Raw genomic sequence first — 13,368 nt, 5'->3', positions numbered from 1 at the left:
GCATCTGCCAACCAAAAAAACTTCAAACGTTCATGGAGATCGCACAATGAAGCGTCGCAGTTTGATCAAGGCTTTCACACTCACGGCATCCATTGCCGCGATGGGCATGACCTGGACTGTCCAGGCCGCCGAGACCATCAAGGTCGGGATTCTGCATTCGTTGTCCGGCACCATGGCGATCTCCGAAACGTCGCTCAAAGACATGGCGCTGATGACCATCGACGAGATCAACGCCAAGGGCGGCGTCAACGGCAAGATGCTTGAGCCAGTGGTGGTTGACCCGGCGTCGAACTGGCCGCTGTTCGCCGAAAAGGGCCGGCAGTTGCTGACCCAGGACAAGGTTGCCGTGGTGTTCGGCTGCTGGACCTCGGTGTCGCGTAAATCGGTACTGCCGGTGTTCGAAGAACTCAACGGCCTGCTGTTCTACCCGGTGCAATACGAAGGCGAAGAGATGTCGCCGAACGTCTTCTACACCGGCGCCGCGCCGAACCAGCAAGCGATCCCGGCGGTTGAATATTTGATGAGCGAAGAAGGTGGCAGCGCCAAGCGCTACTTCCTGCTCGGCACCGACTACGTCTACCCGCGCACCACCAACAAGATCCTGCGTTCGTTCCTGCACTCCAAAGGCGTCGCCGACAAGGACATCGAAGAGGTCTACACGCCGTTCGGTCACAGCGACTATCAAACCATCGTCGCCAACATCAAAAAATTCTCCGCCGGTGGCAAGACTGCAGTTATCTCTACGGTCAACGGCGACTCCAACGTGCCGTTCTACAAAGAGCTGGCCAACCAGGGCCTGAAAGCCACCGACGTACCGGTTGTGGCGTTCTCGGTCGGCGAAGAAGAACTGCGCGGGATCGACACCAAACCGCTGGTGGGCAACCTCGCGGCGTGGAACTACTTCGAATCCGTCGAGAACCCGGTGAACAAGAAATTCGTCGCGGACTGGAAGGCCTACGCGAAGAAACACAACCTGCCGGGTGCCGACAAAGCCGTGACCAACGACCCGATGGAAGCCACTTACGTCGGTATCCATATGTGGGCGCAGGCGGCTGAGAAAGCCAAGTCCACTGACGTCGACAAAGTCCGCGAAGCCCTCGCCGGCCAAACCTTTGCCGCGCCGTCGGGCTACACGCTGACCATGGACAAGACCAATCACCACCTGCACAAACCGGTGATGATCGGCGAGATCCAGGCCGATGGTCAGTTCAACGTCGTGTGGCAGACCGAAGGGCCGGTCCGTGCGCAACCGTGGAGCCCGTTCATTCAGGGCAACGACAAGAAGCCGGATTATGCGGTGAAGAGCAACTGAGTCATCCCGCTCAACCTGATCGTTCCCACGCTCTGCGTGGGAATGCCTCAACGGACGCTCTGCGTCCGCTTTGGGGACGCGGAGCGTCCCGGGCTGCATTCCCACGCGGAGCGTGGGAACGATCACTACGCAAGGCCACGCATATGCGCACTGCCCTCTACCGCTTGTTTATAGCCATGGCGCTGTTACTGCCGATGCTCGCCCACGCCGGCGACGCCGAAGACTTCGTCGCGGCCAATCCCGTGCAACAGGCCAAACTCCTCGAAACCTGGGCCGCGCAGCCCGACCCGGCCCGAATCGAACTGATCAACGCCTTGCAACAAGGTGAGTTGACCATCGACGGCCAAGCGAAAGCCCTGCGCCTGAACAATCGCCTGCGGGGTCTGATCGACACTGCCATGGCCAGCCACCAATTGCTCGCCGCCGACGCCAAAATCCGTCTGAGCGCCGCGCAGCAATTGCAGAAAAGCGCGAAACCCGCGCAGCTGAAATTCCTCGACCTGCAACTGGCTGGCGAAAAAGATGAAAGCGTCCACGCCGCCCTGAGCCTGGCGCTGGCCAATCTGCAACTGGTCGACACTGACCCAACGGTGCGCCTCGCCGCCGTAAGACTGCTCGGCGAAACCGGCGATCCACTGGCCCGCACGCGTCTCGAAGGCTTGCTCGAACCCGGGGTCGAAGCCGATGCCACGGTGCGCACCGCCGCTGAAACCAGCCTCGCCCAGGTCAAACGCAAACTGCTGATCGGCGAGATCCTCGGCCAGGCCTTCAGCGGCATGTCCCTCGGTTCGATTCTGCTGTTGGCCGCGCTCGGTCTGGCGATCACCTTCGGCTTGCTCGGGGTGATCAACATGGCCCACGGCGAGATGCTGATGCTTGGCGCCTACTCGACGTACGTGGTGCAGTTGATGTTCCAGCGCTACGCCCCGCAGGCCATCGAGTTCTATCCGTTGATCGCGCTGCCGGTGGCGTTCTTCGTTACCGCGGCGATCGGCATGGCGCTTGAGCGCACGGTGATCCGCCACCTCTACGGCCGACCACTGGAAACCTTGCTCGCCACCTGGGGCATCAGCCTGATGCTGATCCAGCTGGTGCGTTTGTTGTTCGGCGCACAGAACGTTGAAGTCGCCAACCCGGCGTGGTTGTCCGGGGGTATTCAGGTTTTGCCGAATCTGGTGCTGCCGTACAACCGCATCGTCATCATCGCTTTCGCACTGTTCGTGGTGGTGCTGACGTGGCTGCTACTGAACAAAACCCGCCTCGGTCTCAACGTTCGCGCCGTCACTCAAAACCGCAACATGGCCGCCTGCTGCGGCGTGCCGACCGGTCGCGTCGACATGCTCGCCTTCGGCCTCGGCTCGGGCATTGCCGGCCTCGGCGGTGTGGCGCTGAGCCAGATCGGCAACGTCGGCCCGGACCTCGGCCAGAGCTACATCATCGACTCGTTCCTCGTCGTGGTGCTCGGTGGCGTCGGCCAGTTAGCCGGTAGCGTGCTCGCGGCATTTGGCCTGGGCATCGCCAACAAAATTCTCGAACCGCAGATCGGTGCGGTGCTCGGCAAGATCCTGATCCTCGCGCTGATCATTCTGTTTATCCAGAAACGTCCGCAAGGCCTCTTCGCACTGAAAGGACGGGTGATCGACTGATGAACCAGCCTCTGTTAGTCACGGCCACGCAAAAGGCCGGGCCGAAAGTCACGATTGCAGTCGGCGCGGTGATCCTCGCACTGCTGATCGCCCTGCCGCTGCTGTCGTTGTTGCCGGCGGACAGTGCGCTGTCGGTCTCGGCGTACACGCTGACGCTGGTCGGCAAAATCCTCTGCTACGCCATCGTCGCGTTGGCGCTGGATCTGGTCTGGGGTTACGCCGGGTTGCTGTCGCTGGGCCACGGATTGTTCTTCGCCCTCGGCGGTTATGCGATGGGCATGTACCTGATGCGCCAGGCAGCGGGCGATGGTCTGCCGGCGTTCATGACCTTCCTGTCGTGGACGGAATTGCCGTGGTACTGGACTGGCACCAGCAGCTTCGTTTGGGCGATGTGTCTGGTGGTATTGGCGCCGGGGTTGCTGGCGCTGGTGTTCGGTTTCTTCGCCTTCCGTTCGCGGATCAAAGGCGTGTATTTCTCGATCATGACCCAGGCCCTGACCTTCGCCGGCATGCTCCTGTTTTTCCGCAACGAAACCGGATTTGGAGGCAACAACGGCTTCACCAATTTCCGCACGATTCTCGGCTTCGGCATCACTGAACCGGGCACCCGCGCGGTGCTGTTTCTGGCCACGGTGTTGTTGCTGGTGGCGAGCCTGTTCATCGGCTGGCGTCTGGCGCAGAGCAAGTTCGGTCGCGTGTTGACCGCGTTGCGTGATGCGGAAAACCGCTTGATGTTCTGCGGCTACGATCCGCGCGGTTTCAAGTTGTTTGTCTGGGTATTGAGTGCGGTGTTGTGCGGTCTGGCCGGGGCGTTGTATGTGCCGCAGGTCGGAATCATCAACCCGAGCGAAATGTCGCCGACCAACTCGATTGAAGCAGCGGTCTGGGTGGCTCTTGGCGGTCGCGGCACACTGATCGGCCCGTTGCTCGGCGCCGGCGTGGTCAACGGCATGAAGAGCTGGTTCACCGTGGCGTTCCCGGAATACTGGCTGTTCTTCCTTGGCGCGCTGTTCATCGTCGTGACGCTGTACTTGCCCAAAGGCGTGATCGGTCTGCTGAAGAAACGAGGTGAACAATGAGAGTCACGGCGAGCGCTGAATTCATGTTGGAACCGGCCTTTTTCCCCGTCGAGCCGAACAAAGACGCCGGCACCAGCCGCGACTCGATCGGCCTCGGCCAACGCGTCGGCCCGGGCCTTGACACCCGCCACGGCACGATCCTCACCCTGGAAGATATCAGCGTCAGCTTCGACGGCTTCCGCGCGCTGAACAATCTGAATCTGTACATCGGCGTTGGCGAATTGCGCTGCATCATCGGCCCTAACGGTGCGGGCAAAACCACGCTGATGGATGTGATCACCGGCAAGACTCGCCCGAGTCACGGCAAAGCCTGGTTCGGTGAAACCCTCGACCTGACGCAGATGAGCGAAGTGCAGATCGCCCAGGCCGGGATCGGCCGCAAGTTCCAGAAGCCGACGGTGTTCGAAGCGCTCAGCGTGTTTGAAAACCTGGAGCTGGCGCAGAAAACCGATAAATCGGTGTGGGCCAGTTTGCGCGCACGACTGAGTGGCGAGCAGAAAGATCGCATCAGCGAAGTGCTGGAGACGATTCGCCTGACCACCTCGGTCAATCGTCAGGCGGGTTTGCTGTCTCACGGGCAGAAGCAGTTTCTCGAGATCGGCATGTTGCTGATGCAGGACCCGCAATTACTGCTGCTCGATGAGCCGGTGGCGGGCATGACCGATGCCGAAACCGAATTCACCGCTGAACTGTTCAAGAGCCTGGCGGGTAAGCATTCGCTGATGGTGGTGGAGCATGACATGGGTTTTGTTGGCTCGATTGCCGACCATGTGACGGTGTTGCACCAGGGCAGCGTTTTGGCGGAAGGCTCGCTTGAGCAAGTGCAGGAAAACGAGCGCGTGATCGAGGTTTATCTCGGCCGCTAAGGTTTACGAATAGATCGTTCCCACGCTCTGCGTGGGAATGCCGCCATGGACGCTCTGCGTCCGCCGTTATGTGACGCGGAGCGTCAAGGGATGCGTTCCCACGCAGAGCGTGGGAACGATCACCGGGGGAGAATTTGGACATGCTGCAAGTCGACAAGCTGCACCAATACTACGGCGGTAGCCACATCCTCCGTGGCCTGTCTTTCGACGTGAAGGTCGGCGAAGTCACCTGCCTGCTCGGCCGCAACGGCGTCGGCAAGACCACGTTGCTCAAATGTCTGATGGGCCTGTTGCCGGCCAAAGAAGGCGCGGTGAATTGGGAAGGCAAACCGATCACCACTTTCAAACCGCACCAACGGGTTCACGCCGGAATCGCTTACGTGCCACAGGGCCGGGAAATCTTCGGTCGGCTGACCGTGGAAGAGAATCTGTTGATGGGCCTGTCGCGCTTCCCCGGCAGTGAAGCCAAAGAAGTGCCAAGTTTCATTTATGAATTGTTCCCGGTGCTGCTACAAATGAAGCAGCGCCGCGGCGGTGACCTCTCCGGTGGTCAGCAGCAACAGCTTGCGATTGGCCGCGCACTGGCCAGCCGGCCGCGCTTGCTGATCCTCGACGAACCCACCGAAGGCATTCAACCCTCGGTGATCAAGGAGATCGGCGCGGTGATCAAGAAACTCGCGGAACGCGGTGACATGGCGATTCTGCTGGTCGAGCAGTTCTACGATTTCGCCGCGGAACTCGCCGATCAGTACCTGGTGATGTCCCGGGGCGAGATCGTCCAGCAGGGTCGTGGGGAAAATATGGAGGCCGAGGGTGTACGCGGGCTGGTAACGATCTAGTACAACGAACTAATCTGTAGCTTCCTAACGATAATTACACACCATGAATTCGACTGTTGCACCTGCCCTGTTTACCCCGAGCTGGCACGCCGAGCTGGAACTCGCTTACGCCCGTTTCGGCGACTGTACGCGCCCGGTCATGCGCCGCCACCTCGGCCCGCTGCGCGTGCAAAAGCACCTGTACGCCGAAGGGCCTGAAGTCTGCCAGCACATCATCGTCCACCCGCCGGGCGGGATTGCCGGCGGTGATCGGCTGGACATCAGTGCTCGCGTCGAACCAGGCGCCTGGGCGCAGATCACCAGCCCCGGCGCGGCCAAGTGGTATCGCGCCGGTGGGCCGGCTTATCAGCAACTCGACTTGAAAGTGGCGGCCCGCGCGACGCTGGAATGGCTGCCGCAGGAAACCATCGTCTACAGCGCCGCCCAGGCTGAGCTGACCACGTCGATTGATCTTGAAGGCGATGCGCGGTTGTTCTACTGGGACGTGGTGGCGCTGGGTCGTCCGGCCAGTGGCGAGCGGTTTGATCGTGGGCATTTCCAGGCGCATCTGGATATTCGACGCGACGGTCAATTGCTCTGGCATGAACGTCAGCGCATTGTCGGTGATGACGGTTTGCTTGATTCGCCGATCGGCCTGGATGGCAATCCGGTGTTTGCGACGTTGCTGGTCACGGGTGAGATTGATGCCGAGCTGCTGGAGCGTTGCCGCTCGCTGGATCACCAAGTGCGCGGGGATTTGACCCAGTTGCCCGACCTTTTGGTGGCTCGTTGTCTGGCGTCTGAAGCGCTGCTCGCCCGCGCATGGCTCATCGATTTATGGCGCTTGCTACGCCCGGTGCTTCTGGATCGCGAGGCGGTGTCACCAAGAATATGGAGCACCTGAAAGCGATCCCCACCCCCCGCCCTCTCCCGGAGGGAGAGGGAGCCAGACCGAGTGGTTTGAAATTAATTTAACTGCCTGAACGAATACCGCTGACTGAACCGGCCTTGGAAAACAACCGAGATCAGTCCCCTCTCCTCGGGGAGAGGGCTAGGGTGAGGGGCTGCTCCAACTGGCACCCCACGCCCGCAAGAACCTCACAAAACTGCCCTGATGGAACCCCACAATGGACCTGACCCCACGCGAAAAAGACAAGCTGCTGATCTTCACCGCCGGCCTCGTCGCCGAGCGGCGTTTGGCCCGCGGCGTGAAACTCAATTACCCGGAAGCCATGGCCTACATCTCTGCAGCGCTGCTCGAAGGCGCGCGTGACGGCCAGACCGTGGCCGAGCTGATGCACTTCGGCACCACCCTGCTCAGCCGCGAACAAGTGATGGAAGGCATTCCGGAAATGATCCCGGAGATTCAGGTCGAAGCGACGTTCCCCGACGGCACCAAACTGGTCACCGTCCACCAACCGATCGTCTGAGGCCGCGCCATGACTTACTCCATTCGCGATGCGATTCACGCCGACCTGCCGGCGATCCGCGATATCTACAACGACGCGGTACTCAACACCACGGCGATCTGGAATGAACAGGCCGTCGACCTCGGCAACCGTCAGGCGTGGTTCAGCGCGCGTCAGGCCCAGGCCTATCCGATTCTGGTGATCGTCGACGCCGACAACACTGTGCTCGGCTACGCTTCGTTCGGTGACTGGCGGCCCTTCGACGGTTTCCGCCACACCGTCGAACACTCGGTGTATGTGCGCAGCGATCAACGTGGCAACGGTCTCGGCCCGCAACTGATGACGGCGCTGATCGAACGGGCGAAGACCTGTGGCAAGCATGTCATGGTTGCCGCCATCGAAAGTGGTAACGCCGCCTCGATTCGCCTGCACGAGCGCGCGGGTTTCAGCATCACCGGGCAGATGCCGCAGGTCGGCACCAAATTCGGCCGCTGGCTCGACCTGACTTTCATGCAGCTGCCCCTCAATCCTGGCGCGGAGCCGCCTGAAACCATCAAGGAGTGACACCGATGAACGCCGCCCAACTGCGCCGCGTCAACGCTGAAAGTTTTGCCCATTATCGTCAGGGCCTGATTGACCTGTTGCTCGACGCAGTGGGTTATGGCGCCAGCGTCGGCTTCATGGCCGACCTCGATGCGGCTCAGGCTCACGCCTATTTCGACGACGTTCAGGACAACGTCAACAAAGGCAGCGTGCTGCTGTGGGTGGTGGTCAAGGACGAGCAAGTGTTGGCCAGTGTGCAATTGGGTTTGTGCCAGAAAGCCAATGGCCTCAACCGCGCCGAAGTGCAGAAACTGCTGGTGCGTGAACACGCCCGTCGACGCGGGCTCGGTCAGCAATTGATGAGCGCGCTGGAGCTGCAAGCGCGCCATCACAAGCGCGGCATGCTCTACCTCGACACCGAAGCGGGTTCGCCAGCTGAAGATTTCTACAAGGCCTTGGGCTACACCCGCGCAGGCGCCATTCCCGATTACGCCTGCGACCCGAACGGCACCTACCGCCCGACCGCCCTCTATTACAAGATTCTGCAAGGAGCCCAGTGATGATTCCTGGCGAGTACCAGATCCAGCCCGGCGACATCGAACTCAACGTCGGCCGCCGCACCGTCAGCCTGAAAGTCGCCAACAGCGGCGACCGGCCGATTCAAGTCGGTTCGCACTATCACTTTTTCGAAACCAACGACGCGCTGACCTTTGATCGCGCCGCGAGTCGGGGCATGCGCCTCAATATTCCGGCGGGCACCGCGGTGCGTTTTGAGCCGGGGCAGAGCCGTGAGGTGGAACTCGTGGATTACGCCGGGCACCGGCGGGTGTTCGGGTTTGCCGGACGAATCATGGGCAACCTCGACTGACTGATCGTTCCCACGTCGAGGCGTCGAACCCTCCGCGGGGGAATGCATCCCGTGACGCTGCGCGTCACATAACGGCGGACGCAGAGCGTCCATGGCGGCATTCCCACGCAGAGCGTGGGAACGATCAACTAAGGCAGACACATGAAAATCTCCAGACAAGCCTACGCCGACATGTTCGGCCCCACCGTCGGCGACAAGGTGCGCCTGGCCGACACCGAACTATGGATCGAAGTCGAAAAAGACTTCACCACCTACGGCGAAGAAGTGAAATTCGGTGGCGGCAAAGTCATCCGTGACGGCCAGGGCCAGAGCCAACTGTTGGCGGCTGAAGTCGTCGACACGCTGATCACCAACGCGCTGATCATCGACCACTGGGGCATCGTCAAAGCTGACGTCGGCCTCAAGGACGGGCGCATCGCCGCGATTGGCAAGGCTGGCAATCCCGACGTGCAGCCCAACGTGACCATCGCCATCGGCGCCGGCACCGAAGTGATCGCTGGTGAAGGCATGATTCTCACCGCTGGCGGCATCGACACGCACATTCACTTCATCTGCCCGCAGCAGATCGAAGAGGCGCTGATGAGCGGCGTCACCACCATGATCGGCGGCGGCACCGGCCCGGCCACTGGCACCAACGCCACGACGTGCACTTCGGGTCCGTGGCACCTGGCGCGCATGCTTCAGGCCGCCGATGCTTTCCCGATGAACATCGGCCTCACCGGCAAGGGCAACGCCAGCCTGCCGGAGCCGCTGATCGAACAGGTCAGGGCCGGCGCCATCGGCCTCAAGTTGCACGAGGACTGGGGCACCACCCCGGCGAGCATCGACAACTGCCTGAGCGTCGCCGATCAGTTCGACGTGCAGGTGGCGATCCATACCGACACGCTCAACGAATCCGGTTTCGTCGAAACCACCCTCGGCGCGTTCAAGGGTCGCACCATTCACACCTATCACACCGAAGGTGCCGGCGGCGGTCACGCACCGGACATCATCAAGGCCTGCGGCTTCCCCAACGTGCTGCCGAGTTCGACCAACCCGACCCGGCCGTTCACCCGCAACACCATCGACGAACACCTCGACATGCTGATGGTCTGCCACCACCTCGACCCGAGCATCGCCGAAGACGTCGCGTTCGCCGAGAGCCGCATCCGCCGCGAAACGATTGCCGCCGAAGACATTCTCCACGACCTCGGCGCGTTCTCGATGATCAGCTCCGACAGCCAGGCCATGGGTCGCGTCGGCGAAGTCATCACGCGCACCTGGCAGACCGCCGACAAGATGAAAAAGCAGCGCGGCCCGCTGCCGCAGGATAGCGCAGGCAACGACAACTTCCGCGCCAAACGCTACATCGCCAAGTACACGATCAACCCGGCGATCACCCACGGCATCAGCCATGAAGTCGGCTCGGTAGAAGTCGGCAAGTGGGCCGATCTGGTGCTCTGGCGTCCGGCGTTTTTCGGCGTGAAACCGACGCTGATTCTCAAGGGTGGCGCGATTGCCGCAAGCCTGATGGGCGACGCCAATGCTTCGATTCCAACCCCGCAACCGGTGCACTACCGCCCGATGTTCGCCAGCTATGGCGGCTCGCTGCACGCCACCAGCCTGACCTTTATCAGTCAGGCGGCGCAGGAAGCCGGATTGCCGGAGGCGTTGGGGTTGAAGAAGAAAATCGCCGTGGTGAAGGGCTGTCGTGATGTGCAGAAAACCGACCTGATTCACAACGACTATCTGCCGAACATCGATGTCGATCCGCAGACCTATCAGGTCAAGGCTGACGGTGTGTTGCTCTGGTGTGAGCCGGCGGAAACATTGCCGATGGCGCAACGGTACTTCCTGTTCTGAACACAAAAAAAGGCCCTTCGGGGCCTTTTGCTTGTCTATCAGTTACACCGCGTCATCGTTCATCGTCTCCGGGCGGCGTTCCGACGATAGGGCCAGATCAGCCCGCACAAAGCCTTCAGGCTATCTACTCCACCACCAACCGCCCCAAGCGCTGGCGCAACATTCGGTTCTCGGCGCGTAACTCGCGCACCTCTTCCAGCAGATCCAGCGCCAGCGCAACCCCTTCCCACTCCAGCTCCAGATCCCGGCGCAACTTCGCCGCACGCTTGGCCAGGGCCAACTCGTAATCGGTGAAACGCCATTCCCGGGGCTGCGCGCCCTGAGGTTCGAGGATGCCGTGTTCGACGATTTCGATCACGTAGACGTCCGACAAATCGGCCGCCTCACAGAATTCTGCCAGGTCCAGTTGAACGATCAGGGGGCTGCTCATGATGGGCTACTCCGTCGTCGGGTTCAGAAGTTCTCGCGCGGGTTGAAGGCGGCTTTCTTCGCCAGTTCCTGCCACAGCGCCTTGACCTCGTCGTCCGAGGTTTTCGGCATCACGGCTTTGAGCTGAACGAACAGATAACCGCGCTCACCGGCCTTGTTTTTCAAGCCATGACCTTTGGCGCGCATGCGTTGGCCATTCTGGCTACCGGCCGGTACCTTGAGGTTGATCTTGCCGGTCAGGGTCGGCACGGCCACTTCAGCTCCCAGCGCAAGCTCCCACGGAGCCAGCGGCAAGGTGATGATGAGGTTTTCACCTTCAACATCGAATTTCGGATGCGGCGCGAACCGAATGGTCAGGTACAGATCGCCATTCGCCCCGCCACCAACGCCCGGTGCGCCCTGGCCTTTGAGGCGGATGCGCTCGCCGTCGGTCACGCCCGCCGGGATCTTCACGTTCAGGCTCTTGCTGGTGTTGCTGACGTGCTGGCCGTTGGCGTTGTATTGCGGCACCTGGAAGGTGACTTTCTTCGATTCGTTCGAGAGGGTTTCCTCGAGGAAGATCGGCAGTTCCATTTCCACGTCTTGCCCTCGGCGCCCTGCACTGCGTTGTTGCCGACCGTCACCGCCACCGAAACCGGGGCCGCGATTGCCGAAGATCGAACTGAAGAAGTCCGAGAAGTCGCCGGTGTCACCACCGCCGCCACCAAAGCCGCCACGGCTCTGCCAGCCTGGTGGCCCTTGAAATGGCTGACCGTGCTGGCCATAACGACGCAGCTCGTCGTATTCAGCACGTTTGTCGGCGCTTTTCAGCGCTTCATAGGCTTCCGACGCGTCCTTGAATTTGGACTCGGCGTCTTTTTCCTTGCTGACATCGGGGTGGTATTTGCGCGCCAGCTTGCGATAGGCAGCCTTGATTGCCTTGTCGTCCGCTGTCGGCTCCACGCCGAGTATCTTGTAATAGTCTTTGAAGTCCATTGAAGGAATCACCATCCGTTATCGATTTCGCGCCGATGCCAGCATGCGCCGATTCGCGCGTGCCAGGTTGACCGATCTCAAGGTTGTGACCGGGTGGCGCTGCAGAAGTTTATCGGCAGTAGACGACGGTTCTTGCGACCGCCGGTGGTTCTGCCGGCCCATGCCAGCAAGTTTGGGGCAAAGCTTGAGGTTTCAAGGCAGTTTAGTCGTGAAATAGCAGATGACCGGCCTTCGATTCTGGCGCGCACTGACATACACTGCGCGGCCGTTTTTTTGACCGGAACCGAAAGACATGAAAGACGCCTCTCCAGCCCGTGCCTGCGGCATCGACTTCGGCACGTCCAACTCCACCGTCGGCTGGCTGCGCCCCGGCATGGACACGATGATCGCGCTGGAAGACGACAAGATCACTCTGCCGTCGGTGGTCTTCTTCAACATCGAGGAACGCCGTCCGGTGTACGGTCGTCTGGCGCTGCACGAGTACCTGGAAGGCTACGAAGGCCGGCTGATGCGCTCGCTGAAAAGCCTGCTCGGTTCCAAACTGATCAAGCACGACACCAGTGTTCTTGGCACGGCGATGCCGTTCAAGGACTTGCTCGGCCTGTTCATCGGTCAGCTGAAAACCCGCGCCGAGAGCGCCGCCGGTCGGGAATTCGAGCAAGTCGTGCTCGGTCGCCCGGTGTTCTTCGTCGATGACGATCCGCTGGCGGATCAGGAAGCTGAAGACACTTTGGTCGACGTAGCCAGGAAGATCGGCTTCAAGGAAGTCTCCTTTCAGTACGAGCCGATTGCGGCGGCCTTCGACTACGAGTCGACCATCGAGAAAGAAGAGCTGGTGCTGATTGTCGACATCGGTGGTGGTACTTCGGACTTCTCGCTGGTGCGCCTGTCGCCGGAGCGGCGTGGTCTGGACAACCGTCACGATGACATCCTCGCCACCGGCGGTGTGCACATCGGCGGGACCGACTTCGACAAACAGTTAAGCCTGCAAGGCCTGATGCCGCTGTTCGGCTACGGCAGCCGCATGAAGAGCGGCGCGTACATGCCGACCAGCCACCACATGAACCTGGCGACCTGGCACACGATCAACTCGGTGTACTCGCAGAAATCCAGCCTGGCGCTGGGCAGCATGCGCTACGACATCGAAGACACCGGCGGCATCGACCGCCTGTTCAAGTTGATCGAACAGCGCGCCGGTCACTGGCTCGCGATGGAAGTCGAGGAAACCAAGATCCAGCTGACCCACACCGATAGCCGCCATGTGCCGCTGGACCGGATCGAGGCCGGGCTGAGCGTGGAGCTGAGCCGCGCGCTGTTCGAATCGGCGATCGATGCACTGCTCGAGCGCGTGCGCGGCAGTGTTACGCAGCTGTTGAACGATGCCGGCGTGGCGGTGGATCAGGTCGATACGGTGTTCTTCACCGGCGGTTCGAGCGGGATTCCGGCGCTGCGCAACAGCGTCTCGGCGATGCTGCCGAATGCGCGGCATGTCGAAGGGAATATCTTTGGCAGCATTGGCAGCGGTTTGGCGATTGAAGCGATGAAGCGCTACGGTTCGATGGCCTGATCCAGAATCGGCGG

Annotated in this window: 14 protein-coding genes; 12 read left to right on the top strand and 2 right to left on the bottom strand. The window is 61.1% G+C overall.

What is annotated here, in order from left to right; translation table 11 throughout:
- Positions 1-46 precede the first annotated feature (46 nt).
- The 11 genes from urtA to ureC all read left to right on the top strand — a co-directional run bounded on the left by urtA (position 47) and on the right by ureC (position 10,383).
- Entirely contained in the window at positions 47-1,312 is a 1,266-nt protein-coding gene (gene urtA / locus ACQ4OE_RS16380; protein ID WP_064388716.1) for an urea ABC transporter substrate-binding protein, read from the top strand.
- Between the two features lie 143 nt (positions 1,313-1,455).
- Positions 1,456-2,958: an urea ABC transporter permease subunit UrtB gene (urtB, locus tag ACQ4OE_RS16375; RefSeq protein WP_430947224.1), complete on the top strand. Its 1,503-nt coding sequence runs from the start codon at positions 1,456-1,458 to the stop codon at positions 2,956-2,958.
- Positions 2,958-4,037, top strand: a complete 1,080-nt coding sequence (urtC, locus tag ACQ4OE_RS16370; protein WP_430947223.1) for an urea ABC transporter permease subunit UrtC — start codon at positions 2,958-2,960, stop codon at positions 4,035-4,037. The genes urtB and urtC overlap by 1 nt, the downstream gene beginning before the upstream one ends.
- Positions 4,034-4,903 (top strand): urea ABC transporter ATP-binding protein UrtD, encoded by an 870-nt coding sequence (gene urtD / locus ACQ4OE_RS16365; protein WP_007918913.1) that lies wholly within the window; start codon positions 4,034-4,036, stop codon positions 4,901-4,903. Before urtC ends, urtD begins: the two co-directional genes overlap by 4 nt.
- Positions 4,904-5,043: 140 nt before the next feature.
- Positions 5,044-5,742 carry an urea ABC transporter ATP-binding subunit UrtE gene (gene urtE / locus ACQ4OE_RS16360; protein ID WP_038360486.1) on the top strand — a complete coding sequence of 233 codons (699 nt, stop codon included), beginning with the start codon at positions 5,044-5,046 and terminating at the stop codon, positions 5,740-5,742.
- Positions 5,743-5,785: 43 nt separating this feature from the next.
- The gene (locus ACQ4OE_RS16355) at positions 5,786-6,625 is read left to right on the top strand and encodes an urease accessory protein UreD (RefSeq protein ID WP_430947222.1); all 840 of its coding nucleotides are present in this window, start codon (positions 5,786-5,788) and stop codon (positions 6,623-6,625) included.
- 223 nt (positions 6,626-6,848) lie between these two features.
- Entirely contained in the window at positions 6,849-7,151 is a 303-nt protein-coding gene (gene ureA, locus ACQ4OE_RS16350) for an urease subunit gamma (protein WP_007915951.1), read from the top strand.
- A 9-nt stretch (positions 7,152-7,160) separates the two neighbouring features.
- Positions 7,161-7,694, top strand: coding sequence for a GNAT family N-acetyltransferase (locus ACQ4OE_RS16345; protein ID WP_430947221.1), 534 nt, complete (start codon positions 7,161-7,163; stop codon positions 7,692-7,694).
- A gap of 5 nt (positions 7,695-7,699) precedes the next feature.
- Positions 7,700-8,233 (top strand): GNAT family N-acetyltransferase, encoded by a 534-nt coding sequence (locus ACQ4OE_RS16340; RefSeq protein ID WP_430947220.1) that lies wholly within the window; start codon positions 7,700-7,702, stop codon positions 8,231-8,233.
- Entirely contained in the window at positions 8,233-8,541 is a 309-nt protein-coding gene (locus ACQ4OE_RS16335) for an urease subunit beta (protein ID WP_122593747.1), read from the top strand. The genes ACQ4OE_RS16340 and ACQ4OE_RS16335 overlap by 1 nt, the downstream gene beginning before the upstream one ends.
- Positions 8,542-8,682: 141 nt before the next feature.
- On the top strand, positions 8,683-10,383 hold the full coding sequence (ureC, locus tag ACQ4OE_RS16330) for an urease subunit alpha (RefSeq protein WP_430947219.1): 1,701 nt from the start codon (positions 8,683-8,685) through the stop codon (positions 10,381-10,383).
- Positions 10,384-10,507: 124 nt separating this feature from the next.
- On the opposite strand, the gene ACQ4OE_RS16325 is transcribed toward ureC, so the two are convergent.
- Both ACQ4OE_RS16325 and ACQ4OE_RS16320 read right to left on the bottom strand, forming a co-directional pair.
- On the bottom strand, positions 10,508-10,813 hold the full coding sequence (locus ACQ4OE_RS16325; RefSeq protein WP_016984795.1) for a chaperone modulator CbpM: 306 nt from the start codon (positions 10,811-10,813) through the stop codon (positions 10,508-10,510).
- A 23-nt stretch (positions 10,814-10,836) separates the two neighbouring features.
- A complete protein-coding gene (locus tag ACQ4OE_RS16320; RefSeq protein WP_122593751.1) occupies positions 10,837-11,787 on the bottom strand; it encodes a DnaJ C-terminal domain-containing protein in 951 nt (316 codons plus the stop codon).
- A gap of 292 nt (positions 11,788-12,079) precedes the next feature.
- On the opposite strand from ACQ4OE_RS16320, the gene ACQ4OE_RS16315 reads away from it, so the two are divergent.
- Positions 12,080-13,354, top strand: coding sequence for an Hsp70 family protein (locus tag ACQ4OE_RS16315; protein ID WP_430947218.1), 1,275 nt, complete (start codon positions 12,080-12,082; stop codon positions 13,352-13,354).
- The last annotated feature ends 14 nt before the right edge of the window (positions 13,355-13,368 follow it).

It is taken from the genome of Pseudomonas sp. WC2 (assembly GCF_050586545.1).
In the GTDB taxonomy this organism is placed as follows: Bacteria; Pseudomonadota; Gammaproteobacteria; order Pseudomonadales; family Pseudomonadaceae; genus Aquipseudomonas.
This window is presented reverse-complemented; position numbering and strand designations above follow the sequence as displayed.